This is a genomic window from Flavobacterium sp. SP2 (genome assembly GCF_057626655.1).
Genome location: NZ_JBVHBT010000001.1, coordinates 713,446 through 733,577, shown reverse-complemented (window position 1 = coordinate 733,577; position 20,132 = coordinate 713,446). Strand labels below are relative to the sequence as shown.

Below are 20,132 nucleotides of genomic sequence, written 5' to 3'. Positions count from 1 at the left end.
AGAACATTTAAGTTTTTTAATATTAGTTTCTTTTTCTCTTGAATATCTTATAAATTTCAATCCACATCACTGAAACAAAAGCAATTAAAATACTTAATCCAATTTGGGTATAATCTACAATTTCAAACAAAAAGAATTTAGAGAAAACAGGAACAAACAGTAGGAGCGAAGTAACGGCAATTGTAACCCCAATAATCAATAAAACCAAATTGTTTTTATACCGAATCGTCGTAAAAATAGAATAATAAAACGAACGATTTTCCAACGTAAGAAAGATGTTTGAAGCAATCAACGTCAGAAAAATTGAAGTTCGTGTATAGGTTTCCGAAAAATTATTCCGAACACAATATTGATACATAAACAGCAATCCCAAAGTAATTACCAATCCTTGAATAATGCTTATAGTTATCTCTTTAAAGTTGAAAAAAGTATTTGTCAAAGGTCTTGGTTTTTCTAGCATTAAATTGCGTTCCATAGGTTCGTTTTCATAAATAATAGAACAAGTCGGACCCATAATTATTTCCAAAAATATGATATGAACTGGCGTAAAAATATTAGGGTACAACCAACCCAAAGCCAACGGAATAAACACAACCAAAATTATAGGAATATGAATTGAAATTATATATTGAATGGCTTTTTTCAAATTCACATAGATTTTTCTTCCCATCGCAATGGCATCGGTCATTTTTGCAAAATCGTCGTCAATCAAAATTAAATTGGCTGCTTGTTTAGCAATTTCGGTTCCTTTTTTACCCATAGCAATTCCAATATGCGCCGATTTTAAAGCCGGACCATCATTTACGCCATCGCCAGTCATTGCAACAATTTGATTATTGTCTTTTAAAGCTTGAATAATTTTCAATTTGGCTTCAGGAAACATTCGTGTAAAAATGGCTGTTTCCATCACTTTTACTTTCAATGTTGCTTCGTCCATCGCCATTAATTCGTCACCATTCAATACTTTATCGGCATCTTTAAAACCTATTTGCTTTGCAATTGTTGTGGTAGTTTGCGCATTATCGCCAGTTACAATTTTCACTTGAATTCCAGCTTTATAGAACGTTTCAAAAACTTCTTGAATATTAGCTTTTGGCGGATCGTAAAACGCAACCAAACCTTTGAAAGTAAATTTGAATTCCTGCTGTGTTTTTGGATAATTAGTTCCAGAAAATTCGGTTACGCCAACTCCCAAAACTCGATAACCTTCGTTCGCCATTTTTTCAATTGCAGCTAAAACTTGTTTCTTTTCACTTTCAGATAAATGACTGACTTCAATAATTGCTTCTGGTGCGCCTTTGGCAGCAATGATTTTTTTGCCTTTTGAATCTTCAAAAACATGCGTCATCATGGGCGGTTTTCCATCCAATGGATATTCATGAACCAATTTAAAATTGGGTCTTTCGTCTACTGAGTCTAATTTGGCGTAAGCCTCATGAATTGCAATCTCCATGGCGTCAAACGGAATGGGTTCGCTCGACCACATGGCATAATTTAAAACTTCTTCAGCTTCTGGATTGAGTTTCTCTTTGGTGTCAACAATGGCATCCGATTGGAAAAGGTACAATTGCGCCAAACTCATTTTGTTTTCGGTAATTGTTCCGGTTTTATCAGTGCAAATTACCGTGGCACTTCCTAAAGTTTCAACAGTTTTTGTTTGCTTAGTTATAATTCCCATTTTCATCAAGCGCCACGCGCCAAGTGCCATAAACGAGGCAAAAGCAACCGGAATTTCTTCGGGAATAACACTCATAGCTATCGTTAACGCTTTCAATAAACTGTCTAAAACACTTTTAGATTGAAAATAGTTTATTGCCCAGACTATTACAAAAATTACCAATCCAACAATAGACATTTTGGTAACAAAATTTGTAATCTGAATTTGTAACGGCGTTTTTTCTTCAACAATGGTCGCAATGCTTTTGCCAATTTTACCAATTTGAGTTTGGTTTCCAATAGCTGTAACTTCGCAAATTGCTAATCCTGTGGCAACGATTGTTCCTTGAAAAACTTGCTTAATTTCGGATGCTTCATTCTTAAAAACTGACATTGATTCGCCAGTTAAAATTGCTTCGTTTACCGAAAAATCATTTGATTGGATTATGGTTGCATCGGCAGGAACAAATGTGCCTTCTTCAACTTGGATGAAATCGCCAAGTACAATTTCTTCACTCGGAATTTCTACTAATTCACCGTTTCTTATGACTTTGCTCTTGGGTTGTGATAATTTTTTGAGCGATTCAATAGCATTTCTACTTCGTGCTTCCTGAAAAAGCGAAATGGCAGCAACCAAAAAGATGGCAACCGTCATGAAAATTCCATCGCCATAATCGCCAGAAATGTAGTAAATACTTGCAGCAGCAACCAATAACAGAAACATTGGTTCTTTAACCATTTCTAGCAATGACATCAAAAAATGATTTTTTTCTTGGTGTTCCAGTGAGTTAGAACCGTTTTTATTTCTAGAGGAAATCACTTCTTCATTTGAAAGTCCTCCAATTTTATTTTGTTCTTTCGTCATCACTAAAGTTTAGTTTAACTAAAGATACGACTTTTTTGGAAGCTATTTGTAATTAAAATTTATTAATTAGTAATCCAATCATCATCGCAATTCCGAAACTCAGCATGGTTCCAATCAAGACATATTCGGTTTTAATAGTGTCGGTATCTTTGTATCGTAAAATTGATTTTGCTGCGATTAAAAAGCCAACAACTTCCAATTTTCCTATGATTACGAAAGTTAAAACTAAAATTCGTTCCAAAATACCAATCAGTTTTCCAGCATTTTTAAGTTCGGCAGAAGTGTCCGAAATGCTTTCAATTTTGCCAACTACTAGTGTTTCTCTAATGAAAATATTAGTTGGTTTTATACAAATTAAATAGCCTAGAATAATGGCTAACCATTTTACAGAAATAGGAATGTTCCAAATAGTATTCGATTCGAAATAACGATTAAAAATCCAAACAAAGAATAAAATGACCAACAGATGTACAATTTGATCAATGAAAAAGGCAAATCTACTCGTATTCAAACTTTTTTTCAATCCGTCAATTAGATAATGAAGAATTGAAATTGGCAATGCACAAAAGAAAAAGTTGATGTCAAAAGATAAAATCCAGGCACAAATAAAAGTAATTAATGCATGTTTCAATAAGAATTTGCTTTTAAAACCATTCTCGTTTTTTTCTTTTGAACTGGCATCCGTTTGAAAAAAATAGTCACTCATGACATGAGCAATCACTTGAAGTATAAGTAGTTTTACCATAGTTTACGCAATGCTAAAAATGTTGATTTAAAATAGGAAGTTGCACGTTCTATAGCATTCCAACCTACGCTACTTAATTGCTTGTTTACCGTTGGTTGTTTTATATTTAAACTAGCAGCTATTTCTTTTTCGCTATTTCCTAATAAACGAAGATATAAAATTTCGCATTGTTTTGCAGTCGCATTGTTTAATAAAACATCAAGCAAACCTAAAATACAATTTATATTATCGTTTAAATTTTCATCACCAGAATTGAAAAAAAGCGTATTTTTTATAACAATTCGTTCTTTGTTGTACGTTGGTCGTTCTTCGCTAATTTTCCTACCAGAATAATAAATTGCTTCACCATCAATAACTTCACTTACTTTATCATATCTGCTTAATTCGCCATAACCAAGAGCCAAGCGAATACCATAATTTTTAAAGTATTTACTTCTTGAAGTTTCAATTTTTGAATCTATAAAAATTGATTTTATGTAACATTTAATAATGATTGCAATAGTTAGTGCTTCGTGAGGATTATCTACAACCATTTCTAGATAGTCACCTTTTATAATTCTTCCATAGATATAAAAATCCTTTTCTATAAGTGAAATTAATGCTTTTAATTCCAATTCTAAAACTGATTTTTCTTCATCGGTTAAGCTTGTAGAAGCAATAATATCTCCAGATAAAACTATTTTATTATTCATATATGTAAAATTTATTTTTTAGAGGTCATATATGTTATCGCCTTTTTATTTATTGGGGGTTTGCTTGCGCAAACTTGTTTTTATTGGCGATTTCATCATTAATCTCTTTTAAAAAACAAATATATAGCTTTTTTTTGGTATAAATATATTTTATAGCCTTTTTAAGTTATAAATATGCTTTATAGCCTTTTTATGGTATATTTAAAATAATTTTCTTACAATAAAACAGAATGTATATAAAACTAATCACTATTCACAATTACTAATCACTTTTTCACTATATTTGCACGCAATTTAACTACAACTACAAATTGCAATGAAAGCACACACTTCCAAAATCGTTGGAGAAGGTTTAACCTATGACGATGTACTGCTAATCCCAAATTATTCCGAAGTTTTACCGCGCGAAGTCAATATTCAATCGAAAATATCTAGAAATATTTCGTTGAATGTTCCTGTCGTTTCTGCAGCTATGGATACCGTAACCGAAAGTTCTATGGCAATTGCAATGGCACAAGAAGGTGGAATTGGAGTTTTACACAAAAACATGACGATTGAGCAACAAGCAGCAAAAGTCAGAAAAGTAAAACGTGCCGAAGCTGGAATGATTATCGATCCAGTAACATTGCCTTTAAATTCAACAGTTGGTGATGCTAAAATGTTGATGAAAGAACACGGAATTGGCGGAATTCCAGTAGTAGATGAAAACGGAACTTTAAAAGGAATTGTAACCAATAGAGATTTGCGTTTTGAAAAAATCAATTCGCGTTCTATTTTAGAAGTGATGACTTCTGAAAATTTAGTTACAGCAGCAGAAGGAACCACTTTGCAAGAAGCAGAAGGAATTTTGCAACAAAATAAAATCGAAAAATTACCTGTAGTTGATAAAAACTATAATTTAGTTGGATTAATTACGTTTAGAGATATTACCAAATTGGCTCAAAAACCAGTAGCAAACAAAGATAAATTTGGACGTTTACGCGTTGCTGCTGCACTTGGAGTTACTGCTGATGCATTGGAAAGAGCAACAGCTTTAGTAAATGCAGGAGTTGATGCCGTAATTATTGATACTGCTCACGGACATACAAAAGGAGTGGTTGATGTTTTAAAAATTGTGAAAGCTAAATTTCCAGAGCTTGATGTAATTGTTGGAAATATTGCAACTGCCGAAGCCGCTTTATATTTAGTAGAAAATGGTGCCGATGGTGTAAAAGTCGGAATTGGTCCAGGTTCTATTTGTACTACAAGAGTTGTTGCAGGAGTTGGTTTTCCACAATTTTCAGCAGTTTTAGAAGTTGCTGCTGCGTTGCGCGGAACAGGAGTTCCAGTAATTGCTGATGGTGGAATTCGTTACACAGGAGATATTCCTAAAGCGATTGCTGCTGGTGCGGATTGTGTAATGCTTGGTTCACTTTTAGCAGGAACAAAAGAATCACCTGGAGAAACTATTATTTTTGAAGGAAGAAAGTTTAAGTCTTATCGTGGAATGGGTTCTGTGGAAGCCATGCAAGAAGGATCAAAAGACCGATATTTCCAAGATGTTGAAGACGATATTAAAAAATTGGTTCCAGAAGGAATTGTAGGTCGAGTTCCTTACAAAGGCGAGTTGAACGAAAGCATGCAGCAATTTGTTGGCGGACTTCGTGCCGGAATGGGTTATTGCGGAGCAAAAGATATTCCAACATTACAAGAAACTGGACGATTTGTGAGAATTACAACAAGTGGAATCGGCGAAAGTCATCCTCATAATGTTACAATTACTAAGGAAGCTCCGAATTATTCGAGATAATTTTTTTTTTAGTTTGTTGTGCTGAAGGAATCTAAATAATTTAAACCATTAAGGAAGTTAAGTCAATTAAGAATTTAAAAAACTTAATCATCTTAATTTTCTTAATGGTTTTTTACACCTTCAAAAACTCTGCAATTTTTTTCTTTTCGCCTGCAATCCACAAGATGTCGCTGTCTTCTAGAATTAAATGCGATTCGGGATTTAAAATACGTTTTCCATTGCGTTCGATTCCAACGATAATGCCATGCGTTTTTTCTCTGATTCCTGATTCACGAATACTTTTTCCGATGCAAACTCGGTTTCTTAACTCTAACTTTTGCAGAATAATATCGGTTTGTGCCACTTCTTCAGGAACGTCAATTTCGTTTTTATCCAAATAAATTTTGAATTCTTTCACTTGATCATCAGTTCCAATTACACTAATTTCGTCACCTGGAAATAATCTTTCGGTTCTAATAGGAATATTAATTAACACTTCACCTCTTCGAATCGACGCAATATTAATTCCGAATTGTTCTCGAATCGATAATTCTTCCAATGTTTTTCCTGCCAAATTCGATTCTTTTGCAATATCAAATTCGGCCATGTGTCCATCCCAAGGCGATAGTGTATTTTGTCTTTTATTTTCTCGAATAGTTTCTCGATCATTAAAATTACTAATAAAATGACTTTCAATTTTATTGTAAACTGCATGCAGTCGTTTGGGAAACAAAATGTAAGCTCCAATTGCAATTAAAAAAGCTACGATTGCAACACCAGAAGAGAAAAATGTATTTAAAATGAATCCGATATAGAATAAAGTCAGTGCTATTCTCAAAAGAACCAACATAATTATCGGACCTTGATGTTTCTTTTCTTGCAATAAAATTCCAACTTCTTCAACAGCAACTCTTCGTAATGATAATGCCCAAAGAAAAGGCGAAAGTAGTACCAAGGTTATTAATGCAGCTATGGCATGCCCAAATTTGGAACCTTCTACTAAAGGAAGAATAAAATTTGACGAAAGTAAAATGATCGCAACAATAATTATTGAATGAATTACTACTTGCGTCAAATAACTTCGCAGTACAATTTGCCAATTACTTTTTGATTTAATTTCTTCGGTATTGGCACTGTAAAGTTGTATTCTTTTAACCCATTTTTTAGGTAGTTTCTTTTCGATAAAGCTGGAAAAAGGCACAGCAAATTTCACCATAAATGGCGTTGTAAAGGTTGTTACTGCTGAAACGGCAACTACAATTGGATACAGAAAATCACTTGTTACTTTTAAAGTTGTGCCTAATGTTGCAATGATGAAAGAGAATTCGCCAATTTGCGATAAACTCATTCCTGCCTGAATGGATTGCTTTAACGGTTGACCAGAAAGTAAGGAGCCAATTGTAGAACTTATTGATTGTCCGAAGATTACCACTAATGTCAAAATGGCTACAGGAAATGCATATTCAACCAAAGTGTCAGGATTGATCAACATTCCGACCGATACAAAGAAAACGGCACCAAATAAATCTTTTACAGGTTTTACCAAATGTTCGATATGTTCGGCTTGCGTGGTTTCTGCTATTATCGAACCCATAATAAACGCTCCTAATGCTGGTGAGAATCCTACACCTGCGGCAAATATTACCATTAATAAACAAAGTGCCAACGAAATAATCAGCATCATTTCATCGGTTAATAAATGTTTGGCTTTTTTTAGAAGTGTTGGAATAAAGAAGATTCCGACTACAAACCAAATCGTTAGAAAGAAGATTAATTTTAAAACAGAAAGCACCAATTCCATTCCTGAAAATTGCTGACTTACCGCAATTGTAGAAAGCAACACCATCATTAAAATGGCAATGATGTCTTGAACAATTAAAGAACCAATTACATTTCCGGCAAATTTTTGCGATTTTACACCGAGTTCATCAAAGGTTTTTAAAATAATTGTTGTCGATGAAATGGATAGAATTACACCCAAAAAAATACTGTTCATTTTGTTCCAACCCATCAATTGTCCTACAAAAAAGCCAATCGTGACCATTGCAATTATTTGCGTGAAAGCAGTTATGGAAGCCGTTCCGCCAACCTTCATGAGTTTTTTAAAACTGAATTCTAATCCCAAGCTGAACAAAAGAAAGATTACACCAATTTCTGCCCAAACTTCAACGCTGTGAATGTCTTTTACAGTTGGAAAAAAATCAAACTGATTTCCAGCCAAAAATCCTGCTACCAAATAGCCTAAAACCAAAGGTTGCTTCAACATTCTAAAAAGTAAAACCGCAATTGCCGCAGTAATTAGGATCAAACCTAAATCACTTATTAAATCGGGCAAATGCACAGAAGTTGCTGCTAGAAATATCGACATAGAAATGAATTTTTACTAAAATAGCAAAAAATCTGCTTTTTTCAAAATAGAAAAAGCAGATTTAAAGAAATTATAACAGATAATGCAATGAAAAAGTTGCGGTTGATTATAAGAAAGTAATTTGTAAGTTTTCAAAAACATTTACTTTCCTACCAATAATTTTGAATGGAATTTCAATACTTTTATATTCTTGAAAATTATCTAAATTCCAAAAATTATATGTTTCATTAAGATATTCTATAATCTTATTAAGTTTTTTGTTGTCATCAACATCTTCATAAGTTATATTAGATATAACTTTACTTTCTTCAATATTTATTGATATTGTGCCTTTAATATTAAAATTTGAATTTATTTTTCCTTTTAATTTTGCGAAAATAAATTGTTCAATATTTTGTTTTTGTTTCGGTGTACAGTATTGATTAGCCACAAAGACATCCTTAGTTTTGCTTTCTAATTTAGAATTATTACACAACGTTTTTTCATTGATAAAGTAATATCTTTTAGCTCCAACTTCAAAAGAATCTGAGAGTATCAATGAATCATTTGTGATTTTTTCTATCATGTACCCAATTTGAGATATTTTACCAGTTTTAATTAACTTACCATTCATTTCAAAATTAATAGGAATATTTGAAATTACTACAGTAGGGTCAACATTCATATGTAGTGAATTTTTATAAAATGTAAAATTTAAATAATTATTTGTTACAATATCTGTGCTATCACTTTTTACTTGAGTTTTATAGTTTACCCAACAACCTTGAAGTTGATTTACATAATTTTGACTATAACAAAAAATCAAATTTAAAAATAGAAAGATGAGGTAGAATACTTTTTTCATTTGTTTATATTCCCAAATAATTACTTGGCGAAATTGCCAACAGTTCAGCTTTAATCTCATCAGAAACGTCCAAAGTTTTTATGAAATTATGTATGGATTCCTTATTCATAACTTCATTGGTTCTCGTTAGTCCTTTTAAGGCTTCATAAGGATTAGGATAAGCTTCACGACGCAAGATTGTTTGGATAGCTTCGGCTACAACTGCCCAATTTTTTTCTAAATCTTCGGCGAATTTAGGCTCGTTTAAAAGTAACTTATTCAATCCTTTTAATGTGGCTTCAAAGGCAATCAGCGTATGACCCATCGGCACTCCAATATTTCGTAAAACAGTACTATCTGTTAAATCACGTTGTAATCTTGAAATTGGTAATTTTGCAGATAAATGTTCAAAAATTGCGTTGGCTATTCCTAAATTTCCTTCAGAATTTTCAAAATCAATTGGATTTACCTTATGTGGCATTGCAGAGGAACCAATTTCTCCGGCTTTAATTTTTTGCTTGAAATAATCCATCGAAACATAGGTCCAAATATCGCGATCCAAATCGATTATGATCGTGTTGATTCTTTTTAAAGCATCGAAAAATGCAGCAAAATGATCGTAATGTTCTATTTGAGTTGTTGGAAATGAATGTTGTAAACCCAGCGTTTCTTCCACGAAAGTGTTGCCAAATTTCTTCCAATCGATAGTGGGATAAGCAACATGATGGGCGTTGAAATTTCCAGTTGCGCCTCCAAATTTAGCTGCAAACGGAATGTTGAATAACAAACGCATTTGCTCTTCCAATCGTTCTACAAAAACCAAAATTTCTTTTCCTAATCGAGTAGGTGAAGCCGGTTGACCGTGCGTTCTTGCCAACATTGGAATGTCTTTCCACTCTACAGCAAGTTCTTTTAATTTTGCTATTAAACCAATCAAACTTGGTAAATACACATTTTCAAAAGCTTCTTTAGTTGATAGTGGAATGGCGGTATTGTTGATATCTTGAGAAGTTAATCCAAAATGAATAAACTCTTTATGTTGCGAAAGTCCTAAAGCTTCGAATTTTTCTTTGATGAAATATTCTACGGCTTTTACATCGTGATTGGTTGTTTTTTCGGTTTCTTTGATCCACAAAGCATCTTCGGTAGAAAAGTTCATGTAGATGTTTCGAAGGTCTGAAAACAGACTAGAATCAACAGATTGAAGTTGCGGCAATGGCAGTTCGCAAAGCGCTATGAAATATTCTATTTCTACTAAAACTCGGTATTTTATAAGTGCTTCTTCCGAAAAGTAAGGTGATAATGAAACGGTTTTACTTCGGTATCTTCCATCAATTGGAGAAACGGCGTTTAATTCTGATAGTTGCATGTTGTGTGTTGTTTGAAAGATGCAAAAATAGTGAATAGTGTTCAGTGTTTGGTCTTTACTATTCAGTTTTTTATGATAAAATTTCTAGATTAACTTGGAAGTATAATCTAACTTTAAAAGAATACTTTGAGTAAGTTTTTTTGCACGATTTCCATTCCTTTTGAACCAGTAGTTGCAATGATTTTAATTTCGTTTGGCGCGTCGTAAATGGTTGCCGGATTTGGATCAATGTAATAAACCAGAATGTTGTTTTTTGCAAAATTTAATAATCCTGCAGCCGGATAAACTTGCAAAGAAGTTCCGATAATAATTAAGACATCAGCATCTTGAACCAATGAAACAGCTTCTTCCAACGCTGGAACATCTTCGCCAAACCATACAATATGCGGACGAAGTTGGTTTCCGTTGGTATCTAAATCACCAGTTTTCAAATCGATTTCCCAATCTAAAATATAGTTTTGATCTTTCACGCTGCGCACTTTGAACAATTCTCCATGAAGGTGCAAAACGTTAGAACTACCTGCTTGTTCGTGCAAATTATCAACATTTTGAGTGATGATTGTTACATCAAAATTATCTTCTAATTCAGCTAGAATTAAATGACCACGATTGGGTTTAACCTCGTGCAGTTGTCTTCGTCTTTGATTGTAAAAATCCAAAACTAATTCCTGGTTTTTACGCCAACCTTCCGGCGTAGCAACGTCCATTACGTTATGACCTTCCCAAAGACCGTCGGCGTCTCTAAAGGTTTGTATGCCGCTTTCTGCCGAAATTCCAGCGCCTGATAATACTACTAGTTTCTTTTTCATCTTTTTATTAAGCAATAACTTTATCAAAGATATAAAAGTAAAAGATTTTAATAAATTCTGTTTTTACTATTTTTGCCAAAATATTTTGGAATATGATCGACTTAGACTACCTCGCTTTTTTAGAAAATATGCTTACTGATAACAGAAAAGAACGGTTTGATGCGGTTTTAAAAAATCGTACGAATCATTTTACCATTGCTGTAGAAGATGTTTTTCAGTTTCATAACACGAGTGCTGTGATGCGAAGTTGTGAAGTTTTTGGTATTCAGGAATTGAATATTGTAGAGCAACGTTTTGGTAAAAATATTGACAAAGAAATTGCCATGGGCGCGCAGAAATGGGTTGATATCAATAAGTTTGATTCGATTGGAACTTGTATCAATTCTTTAAAAGATAATGGATATCAAATAATTGCAACGACACCTCATGATGATTCGTGTTTGCTACATGAATTTGATATCACAAAGAAAAGTGCTTTTTTCTTCGGAACCGAAAAAGAAGGTTTGTCTGATGAGGTAATGCGTAGAGCAGATGGATATTTGAAAATTCCGATGGTGGGTTTTACTGAAAGTTTAAACATATCAGTTTCGGCTGCCATAATAATTCAAGACCTCACGAACAGATTGCGTCAATCGGAAGTTCAATGGCAATTGTCGGCCGATGAAATTCTGGAAAAACGTTTGCAATGGACGAAGAATTCCATAAAAGACATCAAACGAATAGAAGAGCGGTATTATTTAGATAAATAACAATTTTGATTTTAAAAGTTAATCTCGAAATTCTAGTATATCAGCCGGTTGGCAGTCTAATACTTTACAAATTGCCTCTAAAGTGCTAAAGCGAATGGCTTTAGCTTTTCCTGTTTTTAGGATAGAAAGATTAGATAATGATAGGTCTACCTTACTTGATAGTTCGTTTAACGACATCTTTCGTTTGGCCATCATGACGTCTAAATTTACAATTATTGGCATAGTTTATATTGTTAAATCATTTTCTTGTTGAATTTCTATTCCTCGCTTGAAGATGAACCCTATTATTAAAAGTACAATTCCCATAAAAATCCAAACATCGCCACCACCAATTTTTAATAGTTCTATTGATGGCATTGTAATGTTTTTACTTTCAATCCATTGTATGTAGTTTTTTCCCCATAATGAAAACAGTCCGATAAACAACGATATATAAGACATATTGAAAATAAATTTTCCAATGGCGGTGTTGAAGGGCTGTTTCAGGTTTAATTTTTTATCGTATAATACTTTGACAATCAAGAAAAATAGAAGTGCTTTTAAAACGGTTACGATAATTAGATACGAGGTTACCACAAGAAATTGTCCCGAATCATAGTTATAAAGTTCGGATAAATTTAGATTTCCCCAAAAATGACTTGCAACATTTGGGCTTACAGCTATAGCATAAATTGTATTGGTTAAGAATCCACCGGCATCTATACAAATACCAACGAAGATCATCCAAGAGATGATGTTTAATACTTGTAAAATTTGTGTTGATTTAATTTTGATTTCCATAATTACAAATTTGATTATTATGATGCAATATTACTAAATATTTATTGATAAACAATAAATATTTAGTAAAATATATAAAATGGAAATAAAAAAAATCCTTAACTAAGTTAATAGTTAAGGATTTTGTTGTACTTGTATAATTTTATTTTTTCTTTAATACTTTGTATTCTTCATAACATTGTCCAATAGCATCCAAGATTTGTAAGTCGTTAGCTGTTTGAATAAAAGCTTCAGAATAACTACAATGTGATAATATTTCGGCAATTTCTTTTTTGTCAATTCCTAAAAGTGCAGCTATTGTTTCTCTATCAAATTTAGTTTCAAGGAGGTTTCTAACGGTGTCATCTTTCTTCATTTCCTTCAGTCGCTTCAATTCTTTGGGTTTTTTTCCGAAAAAATTATAAAGCATGTCAGCCGGATTGAAGATTGAGTTCATTACTCTTGAAAATGCTCCAGGCGAGTATTCTCCTCCTTCATAAGCGCTTGGTAATCCTGATATACTGTACCGGTAATTTTCATTGCTTGGAATGAGTTTGGTATCAATTTCCAAGTATCCAGTTAAATTGTATCTTCTTACTACAACTTCGTCAAGAGCAATTGCTTTTTCTGTAAGTTTTATTTTGGCGTCGCCATTTTTTAACCAGTCGTTAGTAACTTTAACTTTTATAGATTGATAACCAATCATTGTAATGTGTAAAGTATCGGTTGCATCGGCATCAATTTCAAACGTTCCTTTAGTGTTAGAAACAGTTCCTTTAACTTTGTTAACATTAATGATATTTACGTTGGATAATGGTAAAAGGGTGTTGGCATTTATTATGGTTCCTTTAGCTTTTAATTGCAAAGTAACCTCTTGTCCAAATGTTAATGAAGTGGTAATTAAAAATAAAAAAGCTACAAAATATCTCATGTCCTTGTTTGAAGGTTTAAAAGTAAAAAACTCTTTAGGATATTTTGTAGCTTTGATAAATTATTATAAGAAAATTAACAAAAGTTGTTAACTTCTTCTAGGTCTTCTTGTTTTTGCATCATCAAATGAACGACTTGCTGGACGCTCATCATTGGTGTTTGCTGTAAAAGATCTCGAAGGTCTTTCTGAAGAATCACCGCGTTGCGCTGAACCTGGTTCTCTTCTAGGAGCTGAGTTTCTGTCGCTTCTAAATCCGCCTTCTCTTGGAGCTGAATTTCTGTCGCTTCTAAATCCACCGTCTCTTGAGCCAGAGTTTCTGTCGCTTCTAAATCCACCTTCTTTTCTTGGAGCAAAGTTTCCTTCTCTTCTTGGACCAGAATTTCGATCACCTCTAAAACCTCCACCAGAACTTCTTCCGTTATGGTCGCGTCTTCCACCACCGTCATTTTTAGAAATCTCAACGTTGATACGTCTTCCTTCCAATTGTACGTTGTTTAAAACTTCCATAACTTTATCAGTATGCTCAGGATCAGTGTTAAAGAAAGAGAATCCTTCTTTTACATCAACTTTAAATACATCATCACGACCTAAGTCTAATGTTTCCTTTAAATAATCTTTCAATGACATCCAATCGAAATTGTCTCTAGAACCAATATTTACAAAATAACGAACTGCTCCGCCATTACTGTTTTCTCTTGGCTCTCTATCATTGCTTCTGTCTCCAGCTGATTGTGATGATAAATCTCTAGTTTTTTTGTAGTAATTGATGAATCTGTTAAATTCTACCGAAACCATTTTCTTGATCAATTCTTCTTTAGACAAACCTTCTAAAACGGTATTGATTGCCGGTAGATAATTGTCAATTTCATGATCAACAGCGGTATCTTTAATCTTATTAGCTAAATGCAATAGTTGAATTTCGCAAATTTCGATTCCAGATGGTAATGTTTTTTCTTCAAACTTTTGTTTGATGATTCTTTCGATAGAAGAAATTTTACGCAATTCACTTTTAGTAACAATTACAATAGATGTTCCTAATTTTCCTGCACGACCAGTTCTTCCCGAACGGTGGTTGTAGGTTTCAATTTCATCAGGTAATTGGTAATTTACTACGTGTGTTACGTTATCAACATCAATTCCACGAGCCGCAACATCGGTTGCAACAAGCATTTGAATTTGTCTTCCTCTAAACGATTTCATAACGCTATCACGTTGTGCTTGAGATAAATCTCCGTGCAATGCTGCTGCGCTGTAACCGTCTTCAATTAATTTTTCGGCTACTTGTTGTGTATCACGTTTCGTTCTACAAAAAACAACCGAGAAAATATCTGGATTACAATCTGCCAATCTTTTCAATGCTTCGTAACGATCACGTGCATTAACAAGGTAAAATTCGTGAGAAACCGTTGCCGAACCTGAGTTCTTAGCTCCAACTGTAATCTCTAATGGGTCGTGCATGAATTGTTTTGCAATTCTAGCAACTTCTGCTGGCATAGTTGCTGAGAACAACCACGTGCTTTTTTCGTCTGGTGTAGTTGAAAGTATGTTTACGATATCTTCGTAAAAACCCATGTTCAACATCTCATCTGCTTCGTCAAGAATACAGTAATTAATTTGAGAAATGTTTACCAAACCTCTATTAATCATGTCTTGCATTCTTCCTGGAGTTGCCACAATTACTTGCGCACCTCTTTTAATGTCTCTTGCTTGATCTGTAATGCTAGCTCCACCGTAAACTGCTACCACATTAATACCTTTTTCGTATTTTGAGTAGTTTTTAATTTCGTTGGTAATCTGCAAACATAATTCACGCGTAGGAGATAAAATTAACGCCTGCGTATTTCTATTGTTGGCATCAATTTTTTGGATAACTGGAAAACCAAAAGCTGCCGTTTTCCCTGTCCCAGTCTGAGCCAACGCAACTAAATCAATGTCTTTTTCCAATAATAGGGGAATCGCTTTCTCCTGTACTTCGGTCGGATTCTCAAATCCTAGATCTAAAATCGCCTTCAGTAACGATTCACTCAATCCTAATTGTTCAAATTTATTCATATAATATTTTAAATATTTTGCAAAAGTACAGCAAATTATTGTTAATAACTAATGGTAAATTGAGAATTGGCTTTTTATTAATGTTTGATTTTCAGATTATTATGTCTTTTATCAGAAATACTGACTAGCAGTATTAGAAAAATTCCGTCGCGAATCGCTACTTTTACTATTAAAAATGCAATTTTTGAAGACTAGTAAGATATTCAACTAATTGTTTTACAGCAATTCCACGATGGCTAATTGCTGCTTTTTCTTGTAGTGAAAATTCAGCAAAAGTTTTGTCGTAACCATCTGGTTGGAAAATAGGATCGTAACCAAATCCATTAGTGCCGGTTTTTTCATGAGTTATTGTTCCATTAATAATTCCTGTAAATAGGTGTTGTTCACCATTAAGATTCAATGCAATTACAGTTTTAAAATTGGCTTTTCTGTTGGTCTGATTTTCTAACGATTGTAATAATTTATCCATGTTATCGTTGTCATTGCGTTGCTCACCAGCGTATCTTGCCGAGTGTACACCAGGTTTGCCATTTATCGCTTCTACTTCCAAACCCGAATCGTCGGCAAAACAATTGTAACCATATTTTTGAGTTACATAATTGGCTTTTAAAATGGCATTTCCCTCAATAGTTGTAGCTGTTTCCTCTATGTCTTCGAAACATTTTATATCTTCTAGACTTACTATTTCAAATTCTTTTGGAACTAAAAGTTGAATTTCTTTTATTTTGTTTTTGTTGTTTGATGCGAAAACTAATTGCATATTTGTCTTTTTTTATTTTTTTTGAAACTAATAATTTATTTTCTACGTATTTTTAAAAATAAGATTTTTAAAATGAAGCAAAACCAACCCTACACAGTTTTTGTTAGCAAATTTATATTTATTCTAATAATTTTCTTCAATTTACAAGTTCATGCGCAGTTTATTGCCAACGATACCACATTTGTAGACGAAGTTTCCTTACATAAGTATGCAAAAATAGTAAATGTTGGAAAGGAAAATTATACTATTGATCAAATTATTAAAAACACTAATTTAAAATTTGAACCTCTTGTAAATGAAAATACGGATTTGGGTTTTACTAGTGATAATTACTGGATAAAATTTGAAATATTTAACAACACTGATAGTGATATCGTGCCGTTTATTGAAACTTCGCGACCAATTATCGATGTGGCAGAGTTATATTTGATAGAGCCTGGCGAAAAACCTGTACTCTTTAAAAGTGGTGATTTAGTTCCGTTTGACCAGCGACCATTGATTAGTAGAAAAACAATATTTAAAATAGAGCTAGAGCCTGGTGAGTTGACTACTTTTTATTTACATCTAAAAAGTGATGGAGAGGTTATTAATGTTCCGATATATTTGAAAACGTCTACTCGTGAGCTTGAGGAAGCGTCTAGCGAACAGTTTATTTTTGGTATTTTTTACGGAATATTAGCTATTGCCGCGATTATTTACCTATTCTTTTATTTTGCAATGAAAGAAAAGAGTTTCTTGTATTATAGTTTGTACGTTATCTTTATAGGTCTTTTACAATTTTCTGTTGATGGTTTTTTCTATCAGTATTTTGCTCCAGATACCATATGGGTTAGTTCACATTGTGTATTAATTTCTGCAACTATTGCTAATTTTTTTCTTGGTAGATATTCACAGACGTTTTTAAATATTAAGCAGTATAGTACTATTATTTACAAATTGTTCTATGGCCTCTATTTTTGCGATTTAATATCTCTAGTGATCTTGTTATTTTATCCAAATCATGAAATAGTTTATCCTATTGCTAATTTTTTAGGACTATTTTTACTAATGTTAATCGTAGCCTCGGTTATCGTAGTTTATGTAAAAACTAAAACGATAGATTATTATTTTGCTGCTGGTATTGCTTTTTTAATTTTAGGTTTCATCGTGTTTATTCTAAAAAACTTTAGCGTTTTACCTTCTGTGTTTTGGACTGAAAATGGTTCGAAACTTGGTACAGGATTAGAGGTTGTATTTTTATCTTTATCGATGGCAAATTTAATTAGAAGATTGCGAAATGATAGAGAGAAATTGCAAACACTTGCCTTACAACGATCTGAGGAAATGAACGAATTAAAGTCGTATTTTCTATCAAACATCAGTCATGAGTTGCGTACGCCTCTAAACACAATAATTAATATTTTAGATTTATCTAAAAATGAAGTTGATAAAAGCGTTATTGAGAATAATAATGAAATTATGAAAAGTTCGTCTTTATCTCTCTTAAGTGCTGTGAATGATATTTTAGATTTTTCAAAAATTGAAAAGGAGGAGCTCAGATTAGATAATGCTAAGTTTGACATGCATCAGTTATTATCTGAAATTTGTAAAGATATTTCGTTAAGAGCTGCCGAAAAAAATCTGATATTTCAATATACACCATCACCAACATTGCCTAGGAAGTTTATTGGTGATGAAGGAAGATTAAGACAAATTTTGACCAATATTCTTTATAATTCTTATAAGTTTACTAATGAAGGGATTATAAAATTTTCGGTAAATTATAATATAGAATCAAATAAAGCCGAAAAATTAGAATTTTTAATTTCAGACACGGGTGTTGGAATTCCAAAAGAAAAACTCAAAACAATATTTGATTCTTTTTCTCAAGAGAGTATTAACAATAAGCGAAAGTATGGTGGATTAGGTTTGGGTTTATACATCGCTAAAGCACTAATTACGTTGTATAAAGGTACGGTTAAAGTAGATAGTATTGTAAATCAAGGAACGGTTTTTACGATTAGAATTCCAATGGAACCTATTATCGAAGAGCAAAAAATAATTTCTGATGTTGTTCAAGAGTTCGATTTATCCGGAAAGCGAATTTTAGTTGTAGAAGACAATGCCATGAATCAGATGGTTATAAAAATGATTACCAAAAAATGGCTCAATACCACGTTAGATTATGTCTTTAACGGTCAAGAAGCAATTGAAAAGTTAAACCACATACGATATGATATTATTTTGATGGATTTGCAGATGCCCATAATGGATGGATATGAAGCAACAATAGCAATACGATCGGGTAATTGCGGAATCAATGAGAAGAATATTCCAATTATTGCAGTAACTGCAGACGTTATGGAAGCTACTAAAGATCGTGTAAAAGAAATAGGAATGAACTATTACATCTCAAAACCAGTGAATAAAGACTTGTTGTATAAAACTATTTTAGAGATTGCTTAAAATAATATCAAGTTCAAATACTATGAATAATCCAAATTTATAATTACTTTTGCCACGTTTTAAAAACATTTTTTTATCATGGTAAAAGATTTATTTGAAAGAATTCAAAACAATAAAGGTCCATTAGGGAAATGGGCTTCTCAAGCAGAAGGTTACTTTGTATTTCCTAAATTAGAAGGAGAACTAGGACCAAGAATGCAATTTCAAGGAAAAAATATACTAAACTGGAGTTTGAATGACTATTTAGGTCTTGCTAATCATCCAGAAGTTCGTAAAGCAGATACTGAAGCAGCTTTACAGTATGGCGCGGCGTATCCTATGGGTGCAAGAATGATGTCGGGTCATACAGATGCGCACGAACAACTTGAAAAAGAATTAGCCGCTTTCGTAATGAAAGAATCTGCTTATTTATTAAACTTTGGTTACCAAGGAATTATGTCATGTATAGACGCTTTGGTTACTAAAAATGATATTATTGTTTACGATGTAGATGCACATGCTTGTATTATTGATGGTGTGCGTCTTCATATGGGAAAACGTTTTACCTACCGTCATAATGATTTGGAGAGCATGGAGAAAAACCTTCAACGTGCAACTAAGATGGCTACAGAAACTGGTGGTGGAATTTTATTCATTACCGAAGGAGTTTTCGGAATGCGCGGACAACAAGGAAAACTAAAAGAAATTGTTGCTATGAAAGAAAAGTACAATTTCCGTTTATTAGTTGATGATGCTCACGGTTTTGGAACTTTAGGAAAAACAGGCGCAGGAGCAGGAGAAGAGCAAGGTTGCCAAGACGGAATCGATGTGTATTTTTCAACATTTGCTAAATCAATGGCAAGTATTGGAGCATTTCTTGCAGCAGACAAAGACATCATTGATTATCTAAAATACAATTTACGCTCTCAAATGTTTGCAAAAGCATTACCAATGATTCAAACAGTTGGTGCTTTGAAACGTTTGGAATTATTAAGAAATCACCCAGAATTAAAAGATAAATTGTGGGAAAATGTAAATGCGTTGCAAACAGGATTGCGCGATAGAAACTTCAACATTGGCGATACCAATACTTGTGTGACACCCGTTTATTTAGAAGGTAGTGTTCCTGAGGCGATGGTTATGGTAAATGATTTAAGAGAAAACTATGGTATTTTCTTGTCAATCGTAATTTATCCGGTAATACCAAAAGGAATTATCTTGCTAAGAATGATTCCAACCACAACGCATACGTTAGCCGATATTGATGAAACACTAACAGCATTTGAAGCAATTCGTGAAAAATTAGTAAACGGTACCTACAAGAAAATTGCAGATGCTACTACTGTAGATTTAGACGCATAG

Annotated in this window: 16 protein-coding genes; 4 read left to right on the top strand and 12 right to left on the bottom strand. The window is 33.1% G+C overall.

What is annotated here, in order from left to right; translation table 11 throughout:
* Positions 1–22: 22 nt before the first annotated feature.
* The 3 genes from ACZ098_RS03540 to ACZ098_RS03530 are packed head-to-tail and all read right to left on the bottom strand — an operon-like array spanning position 23 to position 3,958.
* Positions 23–2,521, bottom strand: a complete 2,499-nt coding sequence (locus ACZ098_RS03540) for a cation-translocating P-type ATPase (RefSeq protein WP_487310355.1) — start codon at positions 2,519–2,521, stop codon at positions 23–25.
* A 52-nt stretch (positions 2,522–2,573) separates the two neighbouring features.
* A complete protein-coding gene (locus tag ACZ098_RS03535; RefSeq protein WP_487310354.1) occupies positions 2,574–3,266 on the bottom strand; it encodes a DUF3307 domain-containing protein in 693 nt (230 codons plus the stop codon).
* Complete coding sequence (locus ACZ098_RS03530; protein WP_487310353.1) at positions 3,260–3,958, bottom strand: helix-turn-helix transcriptional regulator; 699 nt, start codon at positions 3,956–3,958, stop codon at positions 3,260–3,262. The genes ACZ098_RS03535 and ACZ098_RS03530 overlap by 7 nt, the downstream gene beginning before the upstream one ends.
* A gap of 316 nt (positions 3,959–4,274) precedes the next feature.
* On the opposite strand from ACZ098_RS03530, the gene guaB reads away from it, so the two are divergent.
* Positions 4,275–5,747 carry an IMP dehydrogenase gene (gene guaB / locus ACZ098_RS03525; RefSeq protein WP_487310352.1) on the top strand — a complete coding sequence of 491 codons (1,473 nt, stop codon included), beginning with the start codon at positions 4,275–4,277 and terminating at the stop codon, positions 5,745–5,747.
* A gap of 112 nt (positions 5,748–5,859) precedes the next feature.
* Here guaB and ACZ098_RS03520 read toward each other — a convergent pair whose 3' ends face one another.
* The 4 genes from ACZ098_RS03520 to ACZ098_RS03505 all read right to left on the bottom strand — a co-directional run bounded on the left by ACZ098_RS03520 (position 5,860) and on the right by ACZ098_RS03505 (position 11,095).
* Positions 5,860–8,094: a cation:proton antiporter domain-containing protein gene (locus ACZ098_RS03520; protein ID WP_487310351.1), complete on the bottom strand. Its 2,235-nt coding sequence runs from the start codon at positions 8,092–8,094 to the stop codon at positions 5,860–5,862.
* Positions 8,095–8,200: 106 nt separating this feature from the next.
* A complete protein-coding gene (locus ACZ098_RS03515) occupies positions 8,201–8,938 on the bottom strand; it encodes a hypothetical protein (protein WP_487310350.1) in 738 nt (245 codons plus the stop codon).
* Between the two features lie 4 nt (positions 8,939–8,942).
* Positions 8,943–10,286: an adenylosuccinate lyase gene (gene purB, locus ACZ098_RS03510; RefSeq protein ID WP_487310349.1), complete on the bottom strand. Its 1,344-nt coding sequence runs from the start codon at positions 10,284–10,286 to the stop codon at positions 8,943–8,945.
* A 113-nt stretch (positions 10,287–10,399) separates the two neighbouring features.
* Positions 10,400–11,095: an SIR2 family NAD-dependent protein deacylase gene (locus ACZ098_RS03505; RefSeq protein WP_487310348.1), complete on the bottom strand. Its 696-nt coding sequence runs from the start codon at positions 11,093–11,095 to the stop codon at positions 10,400–10,402.
* A 92-nt stretch (positions 11,096–11,187) separates the two neighbouring features.
* Between ACZ098_RS03505 and ACZ098_RS03500 the strand changes: the two genes are divergently transcribed.
* On the top strand, positions 11,188–11,844 hold the full coding sequence (locus ACZ098_RS03500) for a TrmH family RNA methyltransferase (protein WP_487310347.1): 657 nt from the start codon (positions 11,188–11,190) through the stop codon (positions 11,842–11,844).
* Between the two features lie 18 nt (positions 11,845–11,862).
* Here the strand turns inward: ACZ098_RS03500 and ACZ098_RS03495 are convergent, their stop codons facing one another.
* The 5 genes from ACZ098_RS03495 to ACZ098_RS03475 form a co-directional block, all read right to left on the bottom strand.
* Positions 11,863–12,066 carry a helix-turn-helix domain-containing protein gene (locus ACZ098_RS03495; RefSeq protein ID WP_487310346.1) on the bottom strand — a complete coding sequence of 68 codons (204 nt, stop codon included), beginning with the start codon at positions 12,064–12,066 and terminating at the stop codon, positions 11,863–11,865.
* Positions 12,067–12,069: 3 nt separating this feature from the next.
* A complete protein-coding gene (locus ACZ098_RS03490; RefSeq protein WP_487310345.1) occupies positions 12,070–12,624 on the bottom strand; it encodes a hypothetical protein in 555 nt (184 codons plus the stop codon).
* A gap of 142 nt (positions 12,625–12,766) precedes the next feature.
* On the bottom strand, positions 12,767–13,534 hold the full coding sequence (locus ACZ098_RS03485; protein ID WP_487310344.1) for a carboxypeptidase-like regulatory domain-containing protein: 768 nt from the start codon (positions 13,532–13,534) through the stop codon (positions 12,767–12,769).
* A gap of 87 nt (positions 13,535–13,621) precedes the next feature.
* On the bottom strand, positions 13,622–15,586 hold the full coding sequence (locus tag ACZ098_RS03480; protein WP_487310343.1) for a DEAD/DEAH box helicase: 1,965 nt from the start codon (positions 15,584–15,586) through the stop codon (positions 13,622–13,624).
* Positions 15,587–15,755: 169 nt separating this feature from the next.
* Positions 15,756–16,346 (bottom strand): non-canonical purine NTP diphosphatase, encoded by a 591-nt coding sequence (locus tag ACZ098_RS03475; protein WP_487310342.1) that lies wholly within the window; start codon positions 16,344–16,346, stop codon positions 15,756–15,758.
* A gap of 72 nt (positions 16,347–16,418) precedes the next feature.
* On the opposite strand from ACZ098_RS03475, the gene ACZ098_RS03470 reads away from it, so the two are divergent.
* Positions 16,419–18,791: a 7TM diverse intracellular signaling domain-containing protein gene (locus tag ACZ098_RS03470; protein ID WP_487310341.1), complete on the top strand. Its 2,373-nt coding sequence runs from the start codon at positions 16,419–16,421 to the stop codon at positions 18,789–18,791.
* A gap of 78 nt (positions 18,792–18,869) precedes the next feature.
* Positions 18,870–20,132 (top strand): cysteate-C-fatty acyltransferase, encoded by a 1,263-nt coding sequence (gene capB, locus ACZ098_RS03465; RefSeq protein ID WP_487310340.1) that lies wholly within the window; start codon positions 18,870–18,872, stop codon positions 20,130–20,132.

Coding starts and splice junctions, on each gene's coding strand:
- ACZ098_RS03515 (WP_487310350.1), bottom strand. CDS start 8,938: ATGAAAAAAGTATTCTACCTCATCTTTCTATTTTTAAATTTGATTTTT.
- ACZ098_RS03540 (WP_487310355.1), bottom strand. CDS start 2,521: ATGACGAAAGAACAAAATAAAATTGGAGGACTTTCAAATGAAGAAGTG.
- capB (WP_487310340.1), top strand. CDS start 18,870: ATGGTAAAAGATTTATTTGAAAGAATTCAAAACAATAAAGGTCCATTA.
- purB (WP_487310349.1), bottom strand. CDS start 10,286: ATGCAACTATCAGAATTAAACGCCGTTTCTCCAATTGATGGAAGATAC.
- ACZ098_RS03495 (WP_487310346.1), bottom strand. CDS start 12,066: ATGCCAATAATTGTAAATTTAGACGTCATGATGGCCAAACGAAAGATG.
- ACZ098_RS03470 (WP_487310341.1), top strand. CDS start 16,419: ATGAAGCAAAACCAACCCTACACAGTTTTTGTTAGCAAATTTATATTT.
- ACZ098_RS03535 (WP_487310354.1), bottom strand. CDS start 3,266: ATGGTAAAACTACTTATACTTCAAGTGATTGCTCATGTCATGAGTGAC.
- guaB (WP_487310352.1), top strand. CDS start 4,275: ATGAAAGCACACACTTCCAAAATCGTTGGAGAAGGTTTAACCTATGAC.
- ACZ098_RS03490 (WP_487310345.1), bottom strand. CDS start 12,624: ATGGAAATCAAAATTAAATCAACACAAATTTTACAAGTATTAAACATC.
- ACZ098_RS03480 (WP_487310343.1), bottom strand. CDS start 15,586: ATGAATAAATTTGAACAATTAGGATTGAGTGAATCGTTACTGAAGGCG.
- ACZ098_RS03530 (WP_487310353.1), bottom strand. CDS start 3,958: ATGAATAATAAAATAGTTTTATCTGGAGATATTATTGCTTCTACAAGC.
- ACZ098_RS03500 (WP_487310347.1), top strand. CDS start 11,188: ATGATCGACTTAGACTACCTCGCTTTTTTAGAAAATATGCTTACTGAT.
- ACZ098_RS03505 (WP_487310348.1), bottom strand. CDS start 11,095: ATGAAAAAGAAACTAGTAGTATTATCAGGCGCTGGAATTTCGGCAGAA.
- ACZ098_RS03520 (WP_487310351.1), bottom strand. CDS start 8,094: ATGTCGATATTTCTAGCAGCAACTTCTGTGCATTTGCCCGATTTAATA.
- ACZ098_RS03475 (WP_487310342.1), bottom strand. CDS start 16,346: ATGCAATTAGTTTTCGCATCAAACAACAAAAACAAAATAAAAGAAATT.
- ACZ098_RS03485 (WP_487310344.1), bottom strand. CDS start 13,534: ATGAGATATTTTGTAGCTTTTTTATTTTTAATTACCACTTCATTAACA.